Source organism: Streptomyces sp. NPDC096323, assembly GCF_040302845.1.
Lineage (GTDB): Bacteria > Actinomycetota > Actinomycetes > Streptomycetales > Streptomycetaceae > Streptomyces.
Genome location: NZ_JBEOSI010000001.1, coordinates 560,709 through 585,050, shown reverse-complemented (window position 1 = coordinate 585,050; position 24,342 = coordinate 560,709). Strand labels below are relative to the sequence as shown.

Sequence of the window (24,342 nt, the reverse complement as noted above, 5' to 3'; positions counted from 1 at the left end):
TACATCGTCCGCAAGATCTCCTCCCGCCGGATGACGTCAATTTCCTTGCGTAAGGGGAAAGTTGACAGGGCGAACGGCGCAGGTTCCGCACGCCCCGCACCCCGGCGCGGGGATGGGTGTTGTGCAACGTAAGCTGTACCGGTGCTGATTCGTTGCAAGTGGGGCGATACCGCCCGGGAGGACGGCCCGCAGTCGCCCTCCGCACTCGGGAGAGCGGGCGGCGTGTCCGGAATGGGTTGTTTTGGGTCAGCAGTGTAGAACGGGAGATGTGACGGCTATGACGGACGATCTCCAGCTCCGAGGTGCTCACGCCGTCCCCGCGCAGGGCGGTACGCAGTGACCCGTACCCCGCAGGCGCGGCTTGATTCCGCCGTACCCGGAACCCTTGACAAGGCCGCCGACGAGAACTTTCCGGTGGCCCCCTTCTTCCTGCCGCGCGCCTGGCGCGACGATCTGATGGCCGTCTACGGCTTCGCCCGGCTCGTCGACGACATCGGTGACGGCGACCTCGCCCCCGGCGGCGCCGACGCACGGCACCTCGGTCTCGACCCGGCCCAGGGCGAGGACCGGCTCGGCATGCTCGACGCACTCGAAACGGACCTGCGCCGGATCTTCGCCGCCACCGGCGAGACTCCGCACCACCCGCTCCTTCAGGCCCTGCGCCCCACCGTGCGGCGCCGCGCGCTCACCCCCGAACCCTTCCTCGGCCTCATCGAGGCCAACCGGCAGGACCAGAAGATCCGCCGCTACGGGACGTACGAGGAGCTCCTCGCGTACTGCGAACTCTCCGCCAACCCCGTCGGCCGCCTGGTCCTCCAGCTCACCGGCACCGCGAGTCCCGAGCGCGTCCGCCGCTCCGACGCCGTCTGCACCGCGCTGCAGATCGTCGAGCACCTCCAGGACGTCGCCGAGGACCTCGGCCGTGACCGGATCTATCTGCCGGCCGACGACATGGCCAGGTTCCATGTCACCGAATCCGACCTGGCGGCACCCTCCGGGAACGCATCGGTGCGGGCGCTGATCGCGTACGAGGCCGAACGCGCCGGGAATCTGCTGAATGAAGGCACCCCCTTGGTGGGTAGCGTCCACGGCAGGCTCAAGCTGCTTCTCGCCGGATTCGTGGGAGGGGGGCGTGCCGCCCTCACCGCGATCGCGGCCGCCGGGTTCGACGTACTGCCCGGACCCCCCAAACCCACCAAGCCCAGCCTGCTGCGCGAGGTGGGAGTTGTTTTGCGAAGAGCGCGTAGAGAGGGGTGAGCCGGACCGTGGAGGGACAGACGACGTACATGTCGGCACCGGTACAGGCCGCATACAGTTACTGCGAGGCGGTCACCGGACAGCAGGCGCGTAACTTCGCCTACGGCATCAGGCTGCTGCCCGCCGAGAAGCGGCAGGCCATGTCGGCCCTGTACGCCTTCTCCCGACGGGTCGACGACATCGGTGACGGCGAACTGGAGCCGGAGACCAAGCGCGTCCGCCTGGAGAGCACCCGCGCGGTGCTGGACCGGATCCGTGGCGGTGCGGTCGACGAGGACGACACCGACCCGGTGGCCGTCGCGCTCGCCGACGCCGCCCGACGGTTCCCGCTGCCGCTCGAAGGGCTCGACGAGCTCATCGACGGGGTGCTGATGGACGTGCGCGGCGCGACCTACGAGACGTGGGACGACCTCAAGGTCTACTGCCGGTGCGTCGCGGGCGCCATCGGCCGGCTCAGCCTGGGCGTCTTCGGTACGGAGCCCGGCGCCCCGGGCTCCGAGCGCGCCGCCGAGTACGCCGACACGCTCGGCCTCGCCCTCCAGTTGACGAACATCCTGCGTGACGTGCGCGAGGACGCGGGCAACGGGCGGACCTACCTCCCCGCCGACGACCTCGCCAAGTTCGGCTGCTCCGCAGGCTTCCACCGGGCCACCCCGCCGCCCGGCTCCGACTTCGCCGGGCTGGTGCACTTCGAGGTCCGTCGCGCCCGGGCCCTGTTCGCCGAGGGCTACCGGCTGCTGCCGATGCTCGACCGGCGCAGCGGGGCCTGTGTGGCGGCCATGGCCGGCATCTACCGCCGGCTCCTCGACCGGATCGAGCGCGACCCCGAGGCGGTGCTGCGCGGCCGGGTCTCGCTCCCGGGCCACGAGAAGGCGTACGTGGCGGTGCGCGGTCTGTCGGGTCTCGACGCGCGCCACATGTCGCGCCGCACGATCAGGGGGCGTGTCTGAATGCGACACACGGACATCTCACGCACCATGTGCATCATGGATGATCACTCCGTACGGCAGGCAACCCCCTGCCGTACGGATGCGTCCCTGACTGACGAGACCTGGCGAGAGGGGGACGCATGACGGACGACGCGCTGCGTTCCTCGCGCGCGGTCGTGATCGGCGGCGGGCTCGCCGGCATGACGGCCGCCCTGCGCCTCGCCGACGCCGGGCTTGACGTGACCCTGCTCGAAGGGCGGCCCCGGCTCGGCGGTCTCGCCTTCTCCTTCCGGCGCGGGGAACTGACGGTCGACAACGGCCAGCACGTCTATCTGCGCTGCTGCACCGCCTACCGCTGGTTCCTCGACCGGGTCGACGGCACGCGTCTGGCCCCGCTGCAAAACCGTTTGGACGTGCCCATTCTCGATGTGGGGCGGCCCTCGGGGCCCCGGCTCGGACGGCTGCGCCGCAACGCTCTCCCGGTCCCCTTCCACCTGGCCGCCGGACTCGCCGCCTATCCGCACCTCTCGCTCGCAGAGCGCGCGAGCGTGGGGCGGGCCGCGCTGGCGCTCGGCCGGCTGGACCCGGACGACCCCGCGCTCGACGACATCGACTTCGGCAGCTGGCTCGCCCGGCACGGCCAGTCGCCCCGCACCGTCGAGGCGCTCTGGGACCTGGTCGGCGTGGCCACCCTCAACGCCACCGCGCCGAACTCCTCGCTTGCACTCGCCGCGAAGGTCTTCAAGACCGGACTGCTCTCCGAGCCCGGCGCCGCCGACATCGGCTGGGCCTCCGTACCGCTCGGCGACGTCCACGACACGCTCGGCCGCAAGGCCCTGGACTCCGCCGGTGTGCGTACTGAACTGCGGACGAAGGCCGGATCGCTCACCCGCACCGACGACGGACGCTGGGTGGTCGACACCGGCGCCGAACGGATCGAGGCGGACACCGTCGTGCTGGCCGTCCCGCAGCGCGAGGCCCACGACCTGCTGCCCGAGGGGGCGCTCGACGCACCGGAGCGGCTGCTGGAGATCGGCACCTCGCCGATCCTCAACGTGCACGTGGTCTACGACCGCAAGGTGCTCAGGCAGCCGTTCTTCGCCGCGCTCGGCTCACCGGTCCAGTGGGTCTTCGACCGGACCGAGGCCTCCGGCCTCACCGGCCCCGGCCAGTACCTCGCGGTGTCCCAGTCCGCCGCCGACGAGGAGATCGACCTGCCCGTCGCCGAGCTCCGCGCGCGCTACCTGCCCGAGCTGGAACGGCTCCTGCCCGCCGCCCGCGGGGCCGGGATCCGGGACTTCTTCGTCACCCGCGAGCGTACGGCGACCTTCGCGCCCGCTCCCGGCGTCGGCCGGCTGCGACCGGGGACGCGGACCCGCGCCCCCGGGCTCTTCCTGGCCGGTGCCTGGACCGCCACCGGCTGGCCCGCCACGATGGAGGGCGCCGTCCGCAGCGGTGCCGGCGCCGCGGACGCCGCGCTCCTGGCGCTCGGCCGCCCCCACGAACGTCCGCTGCAGGAGGCGGCATGAGCAGTACCACCGGAACAAGAGGAGAGTCAGTGACCCCGGCGAATCCGGCTTCCGACACCGTGGCGGACACCACGGACGTCACCGCGCTTCTGGAGCGCGGACGGGCCCTTTCCACGCCGGTGCTCCGGGCCGCCGTTGACCGGCTCGCACCGCCCATGGACACCGTGGCCGCCTATCACTTCGGCTGGATCGATGCCCAGGGCAGGCCCTCCGACGGCGACGGCGGCAAGGCCGTCCGCCCGGCACTGGCCCTGCTGTCCGCCGAGGCGGCCGGCGCCGCCGCGGAGGCGGGCGTCCCCGGCGCCGTGGCCGTGGAACTCGTGCACAACTTCTCGCTGCTGCACGACGACCTGATGGACGGCGACGAGCAGCGGCGCCACCGCGACACGGTGTGGAAGGTGCACGGCCCCGCCCAGGCGATCCTGGTCGGCGACGCGCTGTTCGCCCTGGCCAACGAGATCCTGCTGGAGCTCGGCACCGTCGAGGCGGGCCGCGCGGCCCGGCGGCTGACCTCGGCCACCCGCAAGCTCATCGACGGGCAGGCCCAGGACATCTCCTACGAGCACCGCGAGCGGGTCACCGTCGAGGAGTGCCTGGAGATGGAGGGCAACAAGACGGGCGCCCTGCTCGCCTGCGCCTGCTCCATCGGCGCCGTGCTCGGCGGCGCCGACGACCGGACCGCCGACGTCCTGGAGGCGTACGGCTACCACCTCGGCCTCGCCTTCCAGGCCGTCGACGACCTGCTCGGGATCTGGGGCGACCCCGAGTCCACCGGCAAGCAGACCTGGAGCGATCTGCGCCAGCGCAAGAAGTCCCTGCCGGTCGTCGCCGCGCTCGCCGCGGGGGGACCGGCCTCGGAGCGCCTGGGCGAGCTGCTCGCCGCCGACGCGAAGAGCAACGACTTCGACAGCTTCTCCGAAGAGGAGTTCGCCGCCCGTGCGGCGCTCATCGAGGAGGCGGGCGGCCGCGAGTGGACCGCCCAGGAGGCCCGTCGTCAGCATGCGGTCGCCATCGAGGCGCTGCATGGTGTGGACATGCCGGAAACCGTGCGGGCGCAGCTTACGGCGCTCGCGGACTTCGTCGTCGTACGAAAGAGATGATGACCATCCGCTCCATATGACTCGCAGTCGCCGGCCGGTGCCCCTCACGGGCGCCGGCCGACGGAGACCCCAGCACAGCAGAGGACCCACTGCACGAAGGGGAAGCCATGACAGCGACGACCGACGGAAGCACCGGGGCTGTGAACCCCCGCGCAGCCTCGGCCAGTATTCCGACAACCGAATCGACGATCGCCGCGGACGACGTACTCGCCGCCGCGCGGCGGGCCGCGGAACGCTCGGTCGAGCACCTCCTCGGCAGGCAGGACGAGCAGGGCTGGTGGAAGGGCGACCTCGCCACCAACGTCACCATGGACGCCGAGGACCTCCTGCTCCGGCAGTTCCTCGGAATCCAGGATGCCGCCACGGTGCAGGCGGCCGGCCGCTTCATCCGCGGCGAACAGCTCGGCGACGGAACGTGGGCCACCTTCCACGGCGGCCCCGGGGATCTCTCCGCCACCATCGAGGCGTACGTGGCCCTGCGTCTGGCCGGGGACCGGCCCGACGAACCGCACATGGCCCGGGCCTCGGGATGGGTCAGGGAACAGGGCGGGATCGCGGCGAGCCGGGTGTTCACCCGGATCTGGCTGGCCCTGTTCGGCTGGTGGAAATGGGACGACCTGCCGGAGCTCCCGCCCGAGCTGATGTTCTTCCCCACGTGGGTCCCGCTCAACATCTACGACTTCGGCTGCTGGGCCCGGCAGACCATCGTGCCCCTCACCGTCGTCTCCGCGAAGCGGCCGGTACGGCCCGCGCCCTTCGCCCTGGACGAGCTGCACACCGATCCGGCCACACCCAACCCGCCTCGCCGCCCGGCCCCGGCCGCCAGCTGGGACGGCGTCTTCCAGCGCCTCGACAAGGCGCTGCACCTCTACCACCGGATCGCCCCGCGCAGACTGCGCAAGGTCGCCATGAACGCGGCCGCCCGCTGGATCATCGAGCGCCAGGAGAACGACGGCTGCTGGGGTGGCATCCAGCCGCCCGCCGTGTACTCGGTCATCGCCCTGCATCTGCTCGGCTACGACCTCGACCACCCGGTCATGCGCGCCGGGCTCGAGTCGCTCGACCGGTTCGCGGTCTGGCGTGAGGACGGCGCCCGCATGATCGAGGCCTGCCAGTCCCCGGTCTGGGACACCTGCCTCGCCACGATCGCGCTGGCCGACGCGGGACTCGCCCCCGACCACCCCGCGCTGGTGAAGGCGGCCGACTGGATGCTCGGCGAGGAGATCGCACGGCCGGGCGACTGGTCCGTACGCAGACCTCAACTCGCCCCGGGCGGTTGGGCGTTCGAGTTCCACAACGACAACTACCCCGATATCGACGACACCGCCGAGGTGGTGCTCGCCCTGCGCCGGGTCCGCCACCCCGAACAGGCCAAGGTCGAGGCCGCGATCGAGCGCGGCGTGCGCTGGACCGTCGGCATGCAGTCCCGCAACGGAGCCTGGGGCGCCTTCGACGCCGACAACACCAGCGCGTTCCCCAACCGGCTGCCGTTCTGCGACTTCGGCGAGGTCATCGACCCGCCGTCCGCCGACGTGACCGGGCACGTGGTGGAGATGCTCGCCATCGAGGGGCACTCCGGGCACCCCGCGACCCGGCGGGGGATCGAGTGGCTGCTCGCCGAACAGGACGCGGCCGGCGGCTGGTTCGGCCGCTGGGGCGTCAACTATGTATACGGGACGGGGTCGGTGGTGCCCGCCCTGGTCGCCGCCGGACTGCCCGCCTCGCACCCCTCCATCCGCCGCGCGGCCGGCTGGCTGGAATCCGTCCAGAACGACGACGGAGGCTGGGGCGAGGACCTGCGCTCGTACCACGAGGACAAGTGGATCGGCCACGGAGCCTCGACGGCGTCCCAGACCGCCTGGGCCCTGCTCGCCCTCCTGGCGGCCGGACGGCGGGACACCGTGGCCGTCGCACGCGGCATCGCCTGGCTCGCCGGGACCCAGCAGCCCGACGGCTCCTGGGACGAGCCGTACTTCACCGGGACCGGCTTCCCCTGGGACTTCTCCATCAACTACCACCTCTACCGGCAGGTCTTCCCGCTCACCGCACTCGGACGGTACGTGCACGGCGACCCGTTCGCCGGCCGCACCGCGGTCCGCGAGGGGGCCTGATGGGCGATGCCCCGGGGCCGGCCGGCCCCGCCGCCCCGCTGCTCATCGCCTGCGCGCTGGGCATTGAGCAGCTGGCCCTGCGCACCGGCAGGAGCAGGGCGGGCACCGCCCCGGGCCCCGTGACCGTACTGCGTACGGGCATGGGGCCGAAGGCGGCCGAAGCGGCCGTGGCGAGGGCGCTCGGCGAAGGCCGGGCACTGGGCGCCGCGGTCATCGCGTCCGGGTTCTGCGCCGGGCTCACGCCCGGTATGCACCCCGGAGACCTGGTGGTGGCCGACGAGACCCGGGAAGCCGGGCAGCCGGTCACCTGCACGGGCGCAGGCCTGCTCGCCGACGCGCTCGCCAGGGCCGTACCCGGACGCACCGTCCACACCGGTCCGCTGACCGGCTCCGACCATGTCGTACGCGGACATGAGCGGGCCGAGCTGCGGGCCACCGGAGCGATCGCGGTGGACATGGAGTCCGCCGCGACCCTGCGCAGCGCTCTGCGGTCCGGGCCACGCCCGGTTGCGGCCGTACGGGTGGTCGTGGACGCTCCGGAGCATGAGCTCGTCCGCATCGGCACGGTCCGCGGTGGAATATCGGCTTTCCGTGTTCTCCGTGCCGTCCTGCCGGCTTTCTATGAATGGCACCGATCTTTGCTGCTCCCCAGGAGGTGAGCTAGATGGCCATGCCGCTCCGTCAGTCCATCAAGGTTGCGACGTACCTCATTGAACAGAAGCTCCGAAAGCGGGACAAGTTCCCGCTGATTGTCGAGCTGGAGCCCTTGTTCGCCTGCAACCTCGCCTGCGAGGGCTGCGGGAAGATCCAGCACCCGGCCGGAGTCCTCAAGCAGCGCATGCCGGTGGCCCAGGCCGTCGGCGCCGTGCTCGAATCGGGTGCCCCGATGGTCTCCATCGCCGGCGGCGAGCCGCTGATGCATCCGCAGATCGATGAGATCGTCCGGCAGTTGGTGGCGAAGAAGAAGTACGTCTTCCTCTGCACCAACGCGATGCTGATGCGCAAGAAGCTCGAGAAGTTCACCCCCTCGCCCTACTTCGCGTTCGCCGTCCACATCGACGGGCTGCGCGAGCGTCACGACGAATCGGTCGCCAAGGAAGGCGTGTTCGACGAGGCGGTGGCGGCGATGAAGGAGGCGAAGCGGCGCGGCTTCCGCGTCACCACCAACTCCACGTTCTTCAACACCGACACACCCCAGACCATCATCGAGGTCCTCAACTTCCTCAACGACGACCTGAAGGTCGACGAGATGATGATCTCGCCCGCCTACGCCTACGAGAAGGCGCCCGACCAGGAGCACTTCCTGGGCGTCGAGCAGACCCGTGAGCTGTTCAAGAAGTCCTTCGCGAACGGCAACCGGGCCAGGTGGCGCCTGAACCACTCGCCGCTCTTCCTCGACTTCCTGGAGGGCAAGGCGGACTTCCCGTGCACGGCGTGGGCCATTCCGAACTACTCCTTGTTCGGCTGGCAGCGGCCCTGCTACCTGATGAGCGACGGATACGTTCCGACGTACCGGGAACTCATCGAGGAGACCGACTGGGACAAGTACGGCCGCGGCAAGGACCCGCGCTGCGCCAATTGCATGGCCCACTGCGGCTACGAGCCCACCGCCGTCCTCGCCACCATGGGGTCACTGAAGGAATCCCTGCGCGCGGCGCGGGAGACCATCGGCGGGAACCGGTGACGTGAGCCCCGCCGGAGACCCGGCCCCGCCGGGTCTCCGCGCGCTGCCGCCCCGGCCGCCCGCGACGCGCCGCCCCGTGCGGCTCGTCCCGGGCGGCCGGTCGGCAGCGGTCGGCGGGGACGACCGCCGGGGGTTCCCGCCGTCACCGTGAGCCCGGCACAGGACCAGAGAGAGGGGGCCCGGGCATGACGCTGCTGCAGTCCATCCGGGGGCCGCACGATCTCAAGGCTTTGAGCGAACCGCAGCTCGGCGAACTCGCCGAGGACATCAGGAAGTTCCTCGTCCAGGCGGTGTCCAGGACCGGAGGCCACCTGGGGCCCAACCTCGGGGTGGTGGAGCTCTCCATCGCCCTGCACCGGGTCTTCGACTCACCCGTGGACCGGATTCTGTGGGACACCGGCCACCAGAGCTACGTACACAAGCTCCTGACGGGGCGGCAGGACTTCTCCAAGCTGCGCGGCAAGGGCGGCCTCTCCGGCTACCCCTCGCGCGCCGAGTCCGCGCACGACGTCATCGAGAACTCGCACGCCTCCACCGTGCTCGGCTGGGCCGACGGCCTCGCCAAGGCGGGCGAACTCCTCGGCCGCCCCGACCACGTCGTCGCGGTCATCGGTGACGGGGCACTCACCGGCGGCATGGCCTGGGAGGCGCTGAACAATATCGCCGCCGCCCCGGGCCGCCCGCTGATCATCGTCGTCAACGACAACGAGCGCTCCTACGCCCCGACGATCGGCGGCCTCGCCAGCCACCTCGCCACCCTGCGCACCACCGACGGATACGAGCGCTTCCTGGCATGGGGGAAGGGCGTGCTGCAGCAGACCCCCGTCGTCGGGCAGCCGCTGTACGGGTCGCTGCACGGCGCCAAGAAGGGGTTCAAGGACACCTTCGCGCCGCAGGGCCTGTTCGAGGACCTCGGCCTCAAGTACCTCGGGCCGATCGACGGTCACGACACCGCTGCCGTCGAAGCCGCGCTCCACCGTGCGAAGCGCTTCCACGGCCCCGTGCTCGTGCACTGCCTCACCGAGAAGGGCCGCGGCTACCTCCCCGCCCTCCGGGACGAGGCCGACCGCTTCCACGCCGTCGGCGCGATGGACCCCCTGACCTGCGCCCCGCTCGTTCCCGCGGCCGGCCCGTCCTGGACCTCCGTGTTCGGGGACGAGATCGCGGCGATCGGCGCCGAGCGCCCCGACATCGTCGCCCTCACGGCGGCGATGCTGCACCCCGTCGGGCTGACGAAGTTCGCCGAGGCGTTCCCGGAACGGGTCTGGGACGTCGGGATCGCCGAACAGCACGCGACGGTCTCGGCGGCCGGACTCGCGACCGGGGGCCTGCACCCGGTCGTCGCCGTGTACGCCACCTTCCTCAACCGGGCCTTCGACCAACTGCTGATGGACGTCGCCCTGCACAAGTGCGGAGTCACGTTCGTCCTCGACCGGGCCGGGGTCACCGGGCCCGACGGGGCCTCCCACAACGGCATGTGGGACATGTCCGTCCTCCAGGTCGTGCCGGGCCTGCGGATCGCGGCCCCCCGCGACGCCGACCGGCTGCGTGCCGAACTGCGCGAGGCCGTCGACGTCGACGACGCACCCACCGTGATCCGCTTCCCGAAGGAAGCGGTGGGGGAGCCGGTCCCCGCGATCGGCAGGATCGGCGGCATGGACGTCCTGCACCGTGCCGAGGACGCCGACGTGCTGCTGGTCGCGGTCGGCGTGATGGCCCCCGTCTGTCTGCGGGCCGCCGATCTGCTGACCGGTGCCGGCATCCGCTGCACCGTGGTCGACCCCCGCTGGGTCAAGCCGGTCGACGAGCAGCTCGCGCCGCTCGCCGCGCACCACCGGCTCGTCGCCGTGGTCGAGGACAACAGCCGCGCCGGGGGAGTCGGCTGGGCCGTGGGGCAGGCGCTGCGGGACGCCGGGGTCGACGTACCGCTGCGCACGTTCGGCATTCCCGAGCAGTTCCTCGCCCACGGGAAACGGGCCGAGGTGCTGGCCGACATCGGACTCACACCGGTCGAGATCGCGGGCCGGATCAGCGCCGTGCTGGCCGCCCGCGACGCGGCCACCGGCACGGGGCGGCGCGCCCCGGGCAACGGGCACAAGGAGAGCGGGGCATGAAGGACAACGAGCCCAGGGGCTTCGATCTGGCGCGGCTTCTCGCGGAGCGCGGCGCCGAACGCTACGAGCTGCACACGAAATACCTCAACCACCAGCTCCCGCGCATGCTGCACACCATCGGCTTCGACAAGGTCTACGAACGGGCCGAGGGCGCGCACTTCTGGGACGCGGACGGCAACGACTACCTGGACATGCTCGCCGGCTTCGGGGTGATGGGCCTCGGCCGGCATCACCCCGTCGTACGCAAGGCCCTGCACGACGTCCTGGACGCCTCACTCGCCGACCTCACCCGCTTCGACTGCCAGCCGCTGCCGGGACTGCTGGCCGAGAAGCTGCTCACGCACAGCCCGCACCTGGACCGGGTCTTCTTCGGCAACAGCGGAACGGAGGCGGTGGAGACCGCCCTCAAATTCGCCCGGTACGCCACCGGCAAGCCGAGGATCCTTTACTGCGCGCACGCCTTCCACGGGCTCACCACCGGCTCGCTGTCGGTCAACGGCGAGGCCGGCTTCCGGGACGGCTTCGCCCCGCTGCTCCCCGACACCGCCATCGAGCTCGGCGACCTCGACGCCCTGCGCCGTGAGCTGAAGCGCGGGGACGTGGCGGGTCTCGTCGTCGAACCCATCCAGGGCAAGGGCGTGCACGCCTCGCCGCCCGGCTTCCTGCGTGCGGCCCAGGAGCTCCTGCACAAGCACAAGGCCCTCCTCATCGCGGACGAGGTGCAGACCGGCCTGGGCAGGACCGGGGACTTCTACGCGTACCAGCACGAGGAGGGCGTGGAACCCGATCTGGTCTGCGTCGCCAAGGCGCTCTCCGGCGGCTATGTGCCCGTGGGCGCCACGCTCGGCAAGGACTGGATCTTCAAGCGCGTCTACTCCTCGATGGACCGGGTCCTGGTCCACTCCGCGAGCTTCGGCTCCAACGCCCAGGCGATGGCGGCCGGCCTCGCGGTTCTCGCGGTGATGGAGGACGAGGAGACGGTGGCGAACGCGCGCCGTACCGGTGACCTGCTGCGCGAACGGCTGGCCGCGCTGGTCGGGCGGTACGAGCTGCTGCACGAGGTGCGGGGGCGCGGGCTGATGATCGGCATCGAGTTCGGCCGGCCGAGCTCGCTGAAGCTGCGCAGCCGCTGGACGATGCTCCAGGCGGCCCGCAAGGGACTCTTCGCACAGATGGTGGTCGTACCGCTGCTCCAGAAGCACCGGATCCTGACGCAGGTCTCCGGCGACCACCTCGAAGTGATCAAGCTGATCCCGCCACTGGTGATCGACGAGACGGACGTGGAGCGCTTCGTGAGCGCGTTCACGGCCGTGATGGACGACGCGCACAGCGGCGGCGGACTCATGTGGGACTTCGGTCGGACCCTGGTGAAGCAGGCCGTCGCCAATCGCTGACCAGGCTTTTGCCTGTGAGGCAAGAAATTTGCCTCACAGGAAAGCTCCTGGCCCAATGGAGGCATGAATCCTCCAGAAGGAGGGGCGGCCGACGAGCTGCCCGGCGTCGCGCCACGCCTGCGCGAGCTGCGCCGCAGCCGCGGGCTCACCCTGGAGAGCGCGGCCCAGCGGGCCGGGCTCTCACCCGCGCACCTGTCCCGCCTCGAGACGGGCCGGCGTCAGCCCTCGCTGCCGATGCTGCTCGGACTCGCCAGGATCTACGGTACGACGGTCTCCGAGCTGCTGGGCGAGAAGCCCCCGGAACGTGACGCGATCGTCCGCGGCGGCAGGTTCGAGGGAGCCGAGGCCGACGGCTGGATGTACCAGCAGGCCGGCGGCTCCGGCCGGGCGATGCAGGCCCTGCGCGTCCGGGTCCCGCACGGCGCCCAGGGCGATCTGGTACGCGTCCACCCCGGCGAGGAGTGGCTGTACGTCCTGGCGGGGCACCTGAGGGTGATCCTCGGGGAGACGGTCCACGACCTCGCCCCCGGTGACAGCGCCCACTTCGACTCGCTCACCCCGCACCGGATCGCGGCACTGGACCGCGACGGTGCCGAGCTGCTGTTCGTCCACACCCTGCTGCAGAGCCCCGCCGCCGAACTGTGCCTCGGCAGCGGGATCCACCGTCGCTGAGGCGCCGTGCCCGCCACCGGCCCCGGTGGCCAGAGAGGACCTGTCATGTCCGATTCCGAGAACTACGACCCGCTCGGCCCGGGCCGGCCGAAGAACTACGACCCGCAGGAGAAGAAGATGCCGCGCGGGCTCGTCATCCGGCTCTTCGCCTACCTGGTGGCCGGGCACGTCATCGCCGGCTTCCTGTATCTGCTGTTCGCCGTGGGGATGCACAACCAGTAGGCCACCGGACCGCTCTCAGGACTCGTCGAGGAGGCGCTCGCGCAGCCGGTTGCGGGTCTGCGAGGTGATCTTGAGGCCCTCGGCGAGGTAGCGGTCGGTGCCGCCCCAGGTCTCGTCGATGGCGGAGAAGGCGGCGGCGAGGTAGTCGCGGTGGGCGCCGAAGAGCGGATTGAGCAGCTCCATCACCTCGGGCGACATTCCGGCGGGCGAGGCGTCGCTGCGGCGGATCTTGTAGCGGCGGTGCGCGTCGTTGGACTTGAGGTAGTCGGCCTCGATGGCCTCGCGCTCGACGCCGACGGCGAGCAGGGACACCGCGATCGAGATGCCCGCGCGGTCCTTGCCCGCGGCGCAGTGCATCAGGGCGGGCACGCTGTCCTCCGCCAGGGCGTGCAGCACCCGGCTGTGCTCGGCCGTGCGGTCCAGGATGATCCGGCGGTACGAAGCGGTCATGCGGCGGGACCCCTTGCCGTCGGCCAGGATGGACCGCAGCTCGTCCATGTCGCCGTCGCGCACCATGCGCCAGAACTCGGCGCCGTCCGCCGGGTCGCTGAGCGGGATACTCACGTTGCGCACGCCCGGCAGCTCCACGTCCCGGCCGTCCAGCTTGTGGTCGGCCGCGTTGCGGAAGTCGAAGACGGTGTGCAGGCCGAGACCGGCGAGGAACGCGGCGTCCTCGGCCGTGGCGTGGGCCAGGTGACCACTGCGGAAGAGCCGCCCGTACCGCACCCGGCGGCCGTCCGAGGTGGGCAGGCCACCCACATCACGGAAATTGCGGATACCCGCCAGCTCGGGCTCCGTCGACGGGGTCTGCGGCAGCTGCTGCGTCACGGTCACTCCTGGGGGCTCTGCCGCGTGCGCGTGTCGCCCGCGGGTCCACTCTCGTGACGATACGACATTGGTTCCTCAGGCAATCATCTCTGTGCGCGCCTGGGCCGCGGGCCCGGGTGCCGGGTCGCTGCTCCCGGCGACGAGGGCTCGACTCGCTTGGCTGTCCCGATGCGGTGGGGGGTGATGGGTGTGCATGTCCGTATTGGGGCTTTTCAGTGAACATGCCCCGCTTGTGCGGCAGATGGGAGCCCTCTCGTGAGCGGGATCTCATCCGTGACGGTGTGTGGTGGCGGGCCATCCGGGTATTCCGTGCCCGGCGCGGAAAGCCAAGATCCGTAATCCACGGAGTGTGACCGGAATTCCTCGCCGAATTTCCCGCACCGAATCCCGTACGCAAGTTGTGGCTTGTTTCCGCCGTCCCGGCTCGCTTAGGTTCACTGCACTCCGGACGGACCGCCTAATCCTGCCGCCGCCCGGAATTCGCACTCACTTCACCGCGTGGCAGGAGCGGGGGAACCAGGTAAGCCGCCGACCGGGAAACCGGCCGGCTCGGGGTGAAGTCGCGCCAGGCGCGACCGGACATCTCCAGTCCGAACCCGACAGCTCACCTCGCAGGCGCCGGAGAGGGAATCCTTCATGCCCATATCGGGTAAGCACCGCCGTCCCAAGTCCAGCACCATCGCCCGTGGCGTCGTCGCCGCGAGCGCCGGCGGAGCCGTCATCGCGCTTCCGCTGCTCGGCGCCACCGGTGCCCACGCCGCGGAACAGGCGGCTCCGGCCACCTCGAAGTCGGCCGCCGCGCACACCACCCCGGCCACCCCGGTCGCGAAGAAGCAGGCCGGCACCACGACCTACTCCGTGGTCTCCGGCGACTACCTGTCGAAGATCGCCGCCGAGCACAAGCTCAAGGGCGGCTGGGAGAAGCTGTACCAGGACAACCGCAAGGTCGTGGGCGAGAACCCGAGCCTGATCTTCCCGGGCATGAAGCTGACGCTCGGCGGCAAGGCCTGGGGCCACGCCCCGGCCACCTCTACGGGCTCCACCACCCCGTCGAAGGCTCCCTCGAAGGCCCCCGTCAAGACCGAGACGAAGGCCTCCACGACCTCCGCCTCGTCCTCCTCCGACGCCTCGTCGTCCGAGGAGACCTCGGCCCCGGCCGCCCAGAGCAACGACTCCGGTTACGTCCACCCGGTCCCGGGCAACCACACCACCGCCTACCGCGCCTCCGGTTCCAACTGGTCCAGCGGCAGCCACACCGGCATCGACTTCCCCGTCTCCACCGGCACCAGCGTGAAGGCGATCACCTCCGGCACCGTCGTCACCGCGGGCTGGGGCGGCGCGTACGGCAACGAGGTCGTCATCAAGCACGCCGACGGCCACTACTCCCAGTACGGCCACATGTCCTCGCTCTCCGTCTCGGCGGGCCAGACCGTGACCGCGGGTCAGCAGGTCGGCCTGTCCGGCGCCACCGGCAACGCCACCGGCCCGCACCTCCACTTCGAGGTCCGCACGGGCCCGGCGTACGGCTCGGACATCGACCCGATCGCCTACCTGGCGTCGCACGGCATCAACGTCTGATCAGGGCAACACCGGTCCGGTAACCCGGATCGGAGCAATGCGAAGAGGGACGGTGCGCGGCGGCGCACCGTCCCTCTGGCGTCGGCTCCCGCGCCGGGAAGCGGTAGGAGGGCGGCACTTGGCGTCGGCCGCACTTATTCCCCCTTTACCAAAAACTGACCGGGTGGTCTATCTCACCACCCGTCAACCCCGTATTACGGTCGCGTAGGTCACAATCGGCGGTGCAGGATATGCCCTTGTGGCAGACGATTCGAACAACATCCAGCAGGGCGTCACCAACCGACAGGGCGCCATCGAGTCGTACGCGGCGATTGGCGACAGCTTCACCGAGGGAGTCGGTGACCCCGGCCCGGACGGAACCTTCGTCGGCTGGGCGGACCGGTTCGCGGTACTCCTCGCGGACCAGCTCCCGGACCCCGAGGCGCCGACGGGCGGCGCGGACTCCGCACACGGGAACTTCAGGTACGCCAATCTCGCCGTACGAGGACGCCTTCTCGACCAGATCGTCGAGGAACAGGTGCCGCGCGCCAAGGAACTCGCCCCCGATCTGGTGAGCTTCTGCGCCGGCGGCAACGACATCATCCGGCCGGGCACCGACCCCGACGACGTGGCCGAGCGCTTCGAGCGCGCGGTCGCCGACCTGACCCGGTCGGTCGGCACCGTCATGGTCACCACCGGCTTCGACACCCGCGACGTTCCCGTGCTGCGCCATCTGCGCGGCAAGATCGCCACCTACACCGCCCACGTGCGGTCCATCGCCGACCGCTACGACTGCCCGGTCCTCGACCTCTGGTCCCTGCGCTCGGTCCAGGACCGGCGGGCCTGGGACAACGACCGGCTGCACCTGTCGCCCGAGGGCCACACCCGCGTCGCGCTGCGCGCCGCCCAGGTCCTCGGCCTCGACGTGCCGGCCGACCCGGACCAGGTGTGGCCGCCGCAGGCACACCGCGGAACGCTCGAAGTACGCAGGGACGACATCCACTGGGCGCGCGAGTACCTCGTCCCGTGGATCGGCCGGCGACTGCGCGGCGAGTCCTCGGGAGACCACGTGGAGCCCAAGCGGCCCGACCTGCTGCCGCTCTGAGCGGCCCCGCGGCCTCAGTCGCCCCGGGCACCCGGGGCGACCGAGGACAGTGGCGACGCCGGTATGCGCTCCAGCACCCCGCCGGCGAAGACGTCGTACAGCGGCAGTGTCTCCAGATGCACATAACCGATGTGACAGTCGCAGACGGCGAGCGGGCAGGCCTGCGGCCCCAACGCCGCGCGATAGCCGCCGTCGTAGAGATTGCCCCGCTCGGCGCGGACGAAGTGGCAGCGGCGCACCGTCCCGTCACCGTCCACCGAGATCACCGACTCCCCGGTCCGGCAGGGCAGACCCGCCGAGCGGTGCGGATGGCGGCTGTACGGGAACAGCGGGTCGATCGCGGTCCACCTCTCCGCCTCCTCGTCCGTATAGGTGTGGCCCTCGGCGGCGTTGACCCAGAGGTAGACCTCCTCGGGCAGGGCCGCCCGCAGCCGCCGCGCCTCGTCGAGATGACCGTCGAGCCCGACCACGCCCACGCTGTGCCGGACGCCCAGGGACGTCAGTTCCCCGCACCGGCCGAGGAACCGCTCGTACGGTGTCTGGCCCGGGTGGTACGTGCACCACAGCGCGATCTTGTCGCGGTCCGCGGCGCCCGCTGCTGCCAGCCACTGCGTACGGCCGCCGAGGTTCGTCTGGACGGCCACCCGTCGGACGTGTGGCAGCCGGGCCAGCTCGACCACGGCCCGGCGGTACCAGGAGCGGACCAGCGCCTCGCCCCACGGGGTGAACAGCACCGAGATCCGGTCATCGGTCTGCGCGGCCACCCACGCCGTGAAACGCTCCAGCGCGGCCCGGTCGGCCCGCAGCTGCTCCCGGCTGTCGCGCCGCTTGGCGAACGGGCAGTACGGGCAGTCGTAGTCGCACGAGGCGAGCGGCCCGCGGTAGAGAATCGTCAGGTCCATGCGGGGCTCACTTCAGTTCGTACGCGGCCATCGCGGCCCGCACGGCAGGGGAGAAGAGGTCGGGGCCCAGGGCGTCGGAGTGGGCGAGCCCCTCGGGCGACAGGCGCAGCAGTCCGGCGGCCGCCGCGTCCCCGTCGAGCCAGCCCCGCGCCTCGAACCGGGCGAGCTCCTTCGGGAAGTCCTCCGCCGGGTCCGTGCCGAAGCGCTCGCGGTACTCGGACACGCGCAGGCCCACGGCCTGCAGGACGGACTGCAGGAGGTGGCGGCGGCGCGCCTCGTCGCCGTCGGTGAACCGGCCGACCTCGGCGTGCGAGAAGTCCTCGGTGGCCGTGTAGCGGTCGATGATGGACCGCACCTCGCGCATCTCCACCGCGTAGTCGAAGGAGTAGTGCAGTTCCGACGTGTACGAACGGGCGCCGCACCCCAGGCCGATCATGCCGTCCGTCTGGCAGGCGTAGTCGTTGGGGCCATCGGTCCGCGGGGCGTCGGCGCGGCGGAACATCCGCATCGACACCTGCTCGTAGCCGTGGGCGAGGAGGTGATCGCGGCCGGCCCGGTACAGCCGCAGCCGCTGCTCGTCCCAGGCGACGTCCGCGGACGCCGCGTCGGCGGCCCCGAGCCTGCCCAGGCCGGTCAGCGGACGGACGTAGAGCGGGTAGAGGTACAGCTCCTCGGGGCGCCACAGGAGTGCCGCGTCCAGCGAGGTGCGCCAGCTCCTCTCGGTCTGGCCGTCGATGCCGTAGATCAGGTCGATGTTGAGGACCGGGATGCGGCTGTCCCTGATCAGGCCCAGGGCCGCCTCGACATCGGTGCGGCGCTGGGGGCGGACCGCCGCACGGGCCTCGGCCTCGACGAAGCTCTGGACACCGATGCTGATCCTGGTCGTCCCGCGGTCGGCGAGGACGGCCAGCCGGTCGGCCGTCGCGGTCGACGGCGAGGTCTCGACGGACAGCGGCACGGACCGCAGGTCGGCCCCCATGCGCTTCTCCGCGATGTCGCACAGGCGTTCCAGCTCGCCGGCGGTCAGGAACGTCGGCGTCCCTCCGCCGAACGCGGCGGCGGCGAAGCGCACCGGTTCCCCGTCACCCAGCGCGTCCCGCACGGCGGTCGCCTGCCGGTCCAGCGCGTCGAGGTAGCGGGTGGTGAGCTCGTCGGGCGCGCCGATCCGGGTGAAGAGGTTGCAGAAGCCGCAGCGGATCTCGCAGAAGGGTATGTGGAGGTAGAGCGAGAGGGCGTCCTTGCTCTCACCCGCCCACAGGTCGCCCAGTACGGGACGCCCGCCGGGGTGTTCGGAGAGACCCCCGTACGCCGTCTTGTGCGGATAGGCGTAGACGTAACTCTGGTACGGACGAGTGGTGTGCGGACTGGTCATCGTGCGGTGGCCCCCGGTTTTGGTGGTTCGAGGAAGAAATGGGCGTACGGAACGGTCCAGACGGACTCGTGACCGAGCCGGTGACCGGTGTAGCCGTCGTCGCCGTATGCCGTGCCGTGGTCGGAGCAGACGATGGCGAAGGCGCGGCGGCGGCTGCTCGCGGCGGCGAAGAGGCGGCCTATGTGGGCGTCCACGTACTCGAGCGCGGCCGCGTGGGTGGCGCGGCTGTCGCCCGCGTCGCGGGTCGCGCCCGGCCGGTGGAACCAGTTCGGCTGGTGCAGCGCCGACACGTTGACGAAGAGGAACAGCCGCCGGCCGGCCGGGAGGTCCCGGACGACCTGCTCGGCACGGCTCACCTGCGCCTCGAACGAGGTGGGCGAGGCCACGCCGAACTCCGGCTCCCAATGGGCCTCCTGGAAAAGCCCGGGCAGGACGGAGCCGAGCGGCGCCTGCCGGTTGAAGAACCCCACCCCGCCGATGCACACCGTGCGGTATCCCTCCCCGGCGAGGGACGACACCAGGTCCGGGGCATCGAAGACGAAGGTGCGCTCCGCCGTGGTCTCACTTCCGGCGAACCTCGCGGCGAACAGCCGGGGATGCGGCCCCGGGGCGGCCGGTGTGGGCAGGAACCCGGCGAAGATCGCCTGGTGCGAGGCGTAGGTGAAGCTGCCGGGAGCATGCCGCTTCTCCCAGACGCCGCCCGGCAGATGCCGGGCCAGATTCGGGATGCGCCCGGCGGCGGCGAGCTCCGCCGCGACGTCGTACCGCAGGGTGTCCAGGGTGACGAGCAGCAGATCGTGGCTGCCCACGACCTCGCTCATGTCGGGGCCGGTGGCGCCGGAAGGGGGCTCAGGGTGTGGTGCTGACACGGCGGTTCCTTGCTCGGTTCAGTACGGCGGCGACCTGCGCCGCGTAGGTGTCCAGGCCCTCGGCGCCGCTGCCCGGCAGACCGGTCAGCCGCGGCAGGAGATCGCCGAAGGCGTTGACCTCGCCGACGGCGAAGCGCCGCCAGCCGGTGGCCGGCAGCAGATCTACGCCCACGCACAGCGTGTCCGGGAAAACGGCGGCCGCCCGCTCGCAGACGGCCAGCGCCTCGGTCCAACTGCCGCCCGCCGTCTCGACGGCGGCCCGCACCTCGTCGAGATCGCCGCGCGCACCGCCGAGGTGCAGATTGGTCATGGGGGAGCGGCTGGTGCGGACGACCGCGTGGGTCGCGCGGCCGTCGACCACCACGACCCGCAGATCCGCGACCCGGCCGCGCTGCGCGGCCTTGGGCAGCCACCGCTCGATGTGCAGCCCGTCCGGGGCGAGCGCGTCGACGATCGCCGCGACCTCCCGCTCCGTCGTGAGGCGGCGCACCCGGAGCGAGTTGTACAGGCGGCCGGCCGGGTCCCGCTCGACCGAGGTGGCTGCCCTGATCCGGCCCGGACCGGCCGTCTCGACAGCCATCACCCCGGAAGCGGAGGATCCGTGCGCGGGTTTCACGAACACCCGCGGCATGCGGTGGTCCGCCATCAGCGCCCGCACATCCGCCCATCCCCGCACCGGGCGCGCGCCCGGCCCCGACGTCGGCGAGGCCGGCACGGGGACGCCCGCCACGTCCAGGGCACGGTGACACAGGCGCTTGTCGAAGAGCACCGCCATGTCGCCTGGGCCGTCCAGCAGGAGCGCCCCGGCCGTCGTCGCGGCCCGGGCCACCTCACGTACGGCGGAAGTGAACCGCGCGTACCAGAGGGCCGAGCCCTCCACCCGCGTCGGGTCGTCGACCCCGCGCAGCAGGTGGTCGACCTCCGGGTCCTCGCCGGGTGAGTCGATGCGCACGGTCTCCCCGGGCAGCAAGGCCGCCCGCCCTTTCAGCACGTCGAGCCACGGCAGCAGCCGGGCCGGCGGCAGCCCGGCGGCGCGTACCGCGTCCTGGAAGAGGCCGGCCCGGCGGCTGCCGGGATTGCCGACGACCGCCAGACGCGGCGCGCTACTCGCTGACGGCGACATAGCGGGGATCGTCGTCCTCGGGGTCCCAGGCGTCCGCCTCGTCGAGATCGACGTGGACGTCCGCGCGGGCGCACATCTCCCGGACGTGCGACATCACCGGATCGGTGAGGTAGTGGTGGTGCAGATCCAGTGAGGCCAGATGTGTGAGGGGCTGACCGTCGAGAAGGGCCAGGGCGCCCGTGTCGCTGAGCGTTCCCATGGACAGGGCCAGCGACTCCAGTTGCGCGACGACCGGGGCCGAGGCCACCGCCGCGGCGATCTCGTCCTGGATCTCGCTGTTCTGCAGCCCGAGGTGGCGCAGGCGGGGGAGGTTCCCGCCGGAGAGGATCGGCCGCATGTCGTCCACCGTGGCGTCGCCTCCGTACCACGAGGCACCGAACCAGAACTCCAGCCGCTCCAGTGCGGGAAGTTCGCTGGCGCCGACCGCTCGGACGACATGGCCGGGCAGCCCCCCGGATTCGAACCTCAGCGACTTCAGGGCCGGATGCCGCACCGGACGCAGCTGCAGCTTCTCCCTGCCGGGGACAGAATCTCCGCCGCCGCGCACCACCAGTTCCTCCAGGCGTGGGAATGCCTCGATCAGCGACGTGATGTCCGACATCTCGATCCATGACACCTCGCACTCCTCACCGATGACATCGGCGAGGAAGAGTGCGCGCAGCGCCGGGAAGCGCTCCGCGTCGCCGGCGATCAGCTCGGCGACGGGAGCGAAGGAGGTGTAGTGGTCCGGCCACCAGGGGCTGATCAGCAGGCCACGGACCCCGACGGGGTCGACCGCCTCCAGGAAGTGCTGCCAGACCTCAGCGAACGCGGGTCCCTCCCAGCCGCAGCCGAGCCGCCAGGCCACGGAGCCCGCCTCGGGCAGGGCGGCCGGGTCCGGACCGTCCTCACCCGGTTGCGGCAGGGTGAAGACCGGCAGACCGTGGAAGATCTCGGGGTGCTCGATGTCCGTCATCGCGTCCTCACTCCGACGCCGTGACGTACCGGCCCTCGGCGCCGCGGTCGCCCCACGGCTCACAGCGCTCCGACAGATCCACTCGCACTCCGTGCGGCTCCAGCGCCTCCCTGACCCGGTGCTCCATGGGCTCGGTGAGGAAATGGTGGTGCAGATCGAGGACGTCGAGATGGGTCAGCGGCTGGCCCTCCAGCAGCGCCGCCGCACCCTCGTCGCCGAGCGTGCCGCAGGAAAGGTCGAGAGTGCGCAGCCGGGCCACGAGCGGGGCCGAGGCGACGGCTGCCGCGATCTCGTTCTCCACCTCGCTGTTGCGCAGGCCGAGATGGTGCAGGGCCGGGAAGCGCGTCCCCGACAGGAGCGGCGCCAGATCCGCCACCTCGGTGTCGCCCCCGTAGGCGGAGACACCGAGCCAGAGGTCGAGCCGCTCCAGCGCGGGCAGTTCACTGTCCAGCACCCCGCGCACCACGTCCACCGGCAGCCCGCCGGCCTCGATGGTGAGCGAGCGCAGCTTCTCGTGCTTCGTGGCCGGGAAGACGAGCGCGGAACCGCCGCGCACCCCGAACTCCACCAGCGCGGGGAAAGCGGTGAGCAGCGCGGTGACATCGCTCTGCTCGATCCAGGAGATCTCCGCCTCCTCAGCGGTCAGATCCCCGACGAACACCGCTTCCAGCGACGTCAGCCGCTCGGCTGCGGCGATGACGAGACCGATCGGGTACGACGACGTCTCCTCGTACGACTCGCCCCACTGACCGATGATCAGCGCGCGGACACCGGCCGGGTCCACCTCGTCCAGGAACGCGGCGAACTCCTGCTCCCAGGTGCGGTCCTCGTCCTCGTACGGCTCGATCGAAACGCGCCAGGCTGCCGCCCCGGCGGCCGGCCGGGGGCTGTCGTTCTCCCCGGACTGGAAATCGACGGCCGGAAGGCCGAGCAACTCGTGCAGGTGGTCCGCATCGGACATGGCCCTGAGCTCCTGATGACGGCGACGGATTGATGTCCGCAAGGTCTATCAAGGCCCACTGACAACGGGGCGACCGGCCCCGCCCGCCGACGCCACGGCCGATTGTCAGACCCTCGCCGTAGCGTTTTCCACGTGGCCGGCACAGCGGGTGCCGCCGCGGAGGGGAGACGTCTGTGTACCGGCAGGGCGACGTACTGATCATGGCGCTGGAGGAGTCCGCGGTGCCCGCGAATCTCCTGGAGGCGCCGGGCGAACTGCGCGACGGGCGGGGCCGGCTGGTGCTCGCGCTCGGCGAGGTCACCGGCCACGCGCACGCGGTGCCGGGGCCCGGACGGCTGATCCGGGAGGGCGGGGTGTTCGGTCCGATGCTGCTCCACCTTCCCGAGGGCGGACGCGTGGTGCACGAGGAACACGCGGTGATCTCGCTGCCGAAGGGCTGGTTCCGGGTCGTGCGCCAGCGCGAGTACGCACCGGGGGCCGTTCGCATCGTCGCGGACTGAGACCGCAAACGCTCACCCAACCGGAAACACCAGAACACCAGAACACAGGAACACAGGACAGGGGACGGGGAACCGATGCAGTACGTGGACTCTTGGCGGGCCGTGGCGGCGGCGACCGGCGCGGCGGACCGGGCGGCGGCCGAGGACGGGGTGCGGCTCGCCTACCGCAGCGCGGGGCTGGCCGAGCCGGCGGAGTTCGTCTGGGCCGATTCGCCCAGGGCCGCCGTCGAGGCGGTGGAGAAGCTGACCGACCCGGGGCGATCCGTCCGGGACGAGGTGCGGACGCGGCCCTGGGCGGAGGAACGGCGCCGGATGTACGACGAGTTGGGCCCGGCCGGCTGGTCCGCGCTGTGGTCCGCCACCGGCGCCCAGCTCTGGGAGACCACGTCGGCGCTCGCCGACCGGATACGGGCCGGGGTCGTGGCGGACCTCACCGTGCGGCCCGAGGACGAGTCGGACGTCCGGCTGCTCCTCCTCGACGCCGTCCTGGGCCAGCATGACGCGGCCTGGCTCGCCGCCTTCGACGGCCGGGGCGACCGGCTCGACGGACTCGCGGCCGTCGCGAGGAACGCGGGCTGGTGGTGGCCGTACGAACGCGCCGTGGTGATGAGCGAACGCCCCCAGGCACTGCACCGGGACGAGGCGGGCCGCCTGGACAGCGGCGAGGGCCCCGCACTCGCCTACCGCGACGGCTTCGCCCTGTACGCCTGGCGCGGCATGCCGGTCCCCGCGGCATTCCTCGCGGAGCTGGGCGCACTGACGCCTGGGCGGATCCGTGCCGAGGACAACGCGGAACTGCGCCGCGTGATGCTGGAGTTCTACGGGTACGACCGCTATCTCACCGAGTCCGGGGCCGAGCCGGTGCACCGGGACGAGACGGGCGTTCTCTGGCGTATTCCGCTCGACGGGGACGAGGACGTGGTCATGGTGGAAGTGGTCAACTCCACGCCGGAGCCGGACGGGACGCATCGTACGTACTGGCTACGGGTGCCGCCGCGCACCAGGACCGCGAAGGAGGGTGTCGCGTGGACCTTCGGGCTCGAGGGCGAGTCGTACGCGCCGGTGCGGCAGACCTGACGGTCCCGGCAGACCTGACGGCCCCGGCGGGGCAGACGGCACCGAACGGCGGGCCGGCGTCAGGGCGGCGCGGTGTCGGGC

22 protein-coding genes and 1 riboswitch are annotated in these 24,342 nt (G+C 71.5%); of the genes, 15 read left to right on the top strand and 7 right to left on the bottom strand.

Features of this window, described 5'->3' with window-relative positions:
* The first annotated feature begins 336 nt into the window (after positions 1–336).
* The 11 genes from hpnC (at position 337) to ABTX18_RS02565 (ending at position 13,012) form a co-directional block, all read left to right on the top strand.
* The gene (gene hpnC, locus ABTX18_RS02615; RefSeq protein ID WP_352120890.1) at positions 337–1,257 is read left to right on the top strand and encodes a squalene synthase HpnC; all 921 of its coding nucleotides are present in this window, start codon (positions 337–339) and stop codon (positions 1,255–1,257) included.
* A 29-nt stretch (positions 1,258–1,286) separates the two neighbouring features.
* Positions 1,287–2,207, top strand: a complete 921-nt coding sequence (gene hpnD, locus ABTX18_RS02610) for a presqualene diphosphate synthase HpnD (protein ID WP_352120889.1) — start codon at positions 1,287–1,289, stop codon at positions 2,205–2,207.
* Positions 2,208–2,326: 119 nt separating this feature from the next.
* Positions 2,327–3,715: a hydroxysqualene dehydroxylase HpnE gene (gene hpnE, locus ABTX18_RS02605; protein WP_352120888.1), complete on the top strand. Its 1,389-nt coding sequence runs from the start codon at positions 2,327–2,329 to the stop codon at positions 3,713–3,715.
* Positions 3,712–4,815, top strand: coding sequence for a polyprenyl synthetase family protein (locus ABTX18_RS02600; RefSeq protein WP_352120887.1), 1,104 nt, complete (start codon positions 3,712–3,714; stop codon positions 4,813–4,815). The genes hpnE and ABTX18_RS02600 overlap by 4 nt, the downstream gene beginning before the upstream one ends.
* A 107-nt stretch (positions 4,816–4,922) precedes the next feature.
* Positions 4,923–6,926, top strand: coding sequence for a squalene--hopene cyclase (gene shc / locus ABTX18_RS02595; RefSeq protein ID WP_352120886.1), 2,004 nt, complete (start codon positions 4,923–4,925; stop codon positions 6,924–6,926).
* The gene (locus tag ABTX18_RS02590; RefSeq protein ID WP_352120885.1) at positions 6,926–7,585 is read left to right on the top strand and encodes a phosphorylase family protein; all 660 of its coding nucleotides are present in this window, start codon (positions 6,926–6,928) and stop codon (positions 7,583–7,585) included. Before shc ends, ABTX18_RS02590 begins: the two co-directional genes overlap by 1 nt.
* Before the next feature lie 5 nt (positions 7,586–7,590).
* A complete protein-coding gene (gene hpnH, locus ABTX18_RS02585) occupies positions 7,591–8,610 on the top strand; it encodes an adenosyl-hopene transferase HpnH (RefSeq protein WP_352120884.1) in 1,020 nt (339 codons plus the stop codon).
* 185 nt (positions 8,611–8,795) lie between these two features.
* A complete protein-coding gene (gene dxs / locus ABTX18_RS02580; protein WP_352120883.1) occupies positions 8,796–10,724 on the top strand; it encodes a 1-deoxy-D-xylulose-5-phosphate synthase in 1,929 nt (642 codons plus the stop codon).
* Entirely contained in the window at positions 10,721–12,118 is a 1,398-nt protein-coding gene (locus tag ABTX18_RS02575) for an aspartate aminotransferase family protein (protein ID WP_352120882.1), read from the top strand. The genes dxs and ABTX18_RS02575 overlap by 4 nt, the downstream gene beginning before the upstream one ends.
* Before the next feature lie 63 nt (positions 12,119–12,181).
* A complete protein-coding gene (locus tag ABTX18_RS02570) occupies positions 12,182–12,790 on the top strand; it encodes a helix-turn-helix domain-containing protein (RefSeq protein WP_352120881.1) in 609 nt (202 codons plus the stop codon).
* Positions 12,791–12,835: 45 nt separating this feature from the next.
* Entirely contained in the window at positions 12,836–13,012 is a 177-nt protein-coding gene (locus ABTX18_RS02565; RefSeq protein ID WP_168713529.1) for a DUF6126 family protein, read from the top strand.
* Positions 13,013–13,027: 15 nt separating this feature from the next.
* On the opposite strand, the gene ABTX18_RS02560 is transcribed toward ABTX18_RS02565, so the two are convergent.
* On the bottom strand, positions 13,028–13,840 hold the full coding sequence (locus ABTX18_RS02560) for a tyrosine-protein phosphatase (RefSeq protein WP_352120880.1): 813 nt from the start codon (positions 13,838–13,840) through the stop codon (positions 13,028–13,030).
* Positions 13,841–14,317: 477 nt separating this feature from the next.
* Positions 14,318–14,473: riboswitch (cyclic di-AMP (ydaO/yuaA leader) on the top strand.
* Between the two features lie 3 nt (positions 14,474–14,476).
* Here ABTX18_RS02560 and ABTX18_RS02555 point away from each other — a divergent pair.
* A complete protein-coding gene (locus ABTX18_RS02555; RefSeq protein ID WP_352120879.1) occupies positions 14,477–15,418 on the top strand; it encodes a M23 family metallopeptidase in 942 nt (313 codons plus the stop codon).
* A 238-nt stretch (positions 15,419–15,656) separates the two neighbouring features.
* Positions 15,657–16,502 (top strand): SGNH/GDSL hydrolase family protein, encoded by an 846-nt coding sequence (locus ABTX18_RS02550; protein ID WP_352120878.1) that lies wholly within the window; start codon positions 15,657–15,659, stop codon positions 16,500–16,502.
* Between the two features lie 14 nt (positions 16,503–16,516).
* Here the strand turns inward: ABTX18_RS02550 and ABTX18_RS02545 are convergent, their stop codons facing one another.
* Genes ABTX18_RS02545 through ABTX18_RS02520 form a run of 6 tightly spaced genes read right to left on the bottom strand, consistent with a single transcriptional unit; the run spans position 16,517 to position 22,684 of the window.
* Positions 16,517–17,404 carry an STM4011 family radical SAM protein gene (locus tag ABTX18_RS02545; RefSeq protein ID WP_352120877.1) on the bottom strand — a complete coding sequence of 296 codons (888 nt, stop codon included), beginning with the start codon at positions 17,402–17,404 and terminating at the stop codon, positions 16,517–16,519.
* A 7-nt stretch (positions 17,405–17,411) separates the two neighbouring features.
* A complete protein-coding gene (locus tag ABTX18_RS02540; protein ID WP_352120876.1) occupies positions 17,412–18,776 on the bottom strand; it encodes an STM4012 family radical SAM protein in 1,365 nt (454 codons plus the stop codon).
* Complete coding sequence (locus tag ABTX18_RS02535; protein ID WP_352121151.1) at positions 18,773–19,597, bottom strand: STM4013/SEN3800 family hydrolase; 825 nt, start codon at positions 19,595–19,597, stop codon at positions 18,773–18,775. Before ABTX18_RS02535 ends, ABTX18_RS02540 begins: the two co-directional genes overlap by 4 nt.
* Before the next feature lie 28 nt (positions 19,598–19,625).
* Positions 19,626–20,768 (bottom strand): STM4014 family protein, encoded by a 1,143-nt coding sequence (locus tag ABTX18_RS02530; protein ID WP_352120875.1) that lies wholly within the window; start codon positions 20,766–20,768, stop codon positions 19,626–19,628.
* The gene (locus ABTX18_RS02525; protein ID WP_352120874.1) at positions 20,749–21,723 is read right to left on the bottom strand and encodes an STM4015 family protein; all 975 of its coding nucleotides are present in this window, start codon (positions 21,721–21,723) and stop codon (positions 20,749–20,751) included. The genes ABTX18_RS02530 and ABTX18_RS02525 overlap by 20 nt, the downstream gene beginning before the upstream one ends.
* Before the next feature lie 7 nt (positions 21,724–21,730).
* Positions 21,731–22,684: an STM4015 family protein gene (locus ABTX18_RS02520; protein ID WP_352120873.1), complete on the bottom strand. Its 954-nt coding sequence runs from the start codon at positions 22,682–22,684 to the stop codon at positions 21,731–21,733.
* 173 nt (positions 22,685–22,857) lie between these two features.
* Between ABTX18_RS02520 and ABTX18_RS02515 the strand changes: the two genes are divergently transcribed.
* Both ABTX18_RS02515 and ABTX18_RS02510 read left to right on the top strand, forming a co-directional pair.
* The gene (locus ABTX18_RS02515; protein ID WP_352120872.1) at positions 22,858–23,184 is read left to right on the top strand and encodes a DUF8820 family protein; all 327 of its coding nucleotides are present in this window, start codon (positions 22,858–22,860) and stop codon (positions 23,182–23,184) included.
* A 75-nt stretch (positions 23,185–23,259) separates the two neighbouring features.
* Complete coding sequence (locus ABTX18_RS02510) at positions 23,260–24,261, top strand: DUF6745 domain-containing protein (RefSeq protein WP_352120871.1); 1,002 nt, start codon at positions 23,260–23,262, stop codon at positions 24,259–24,261.
* Positions 24,262–24,342 lie beyond the last annotated feature (81 nt).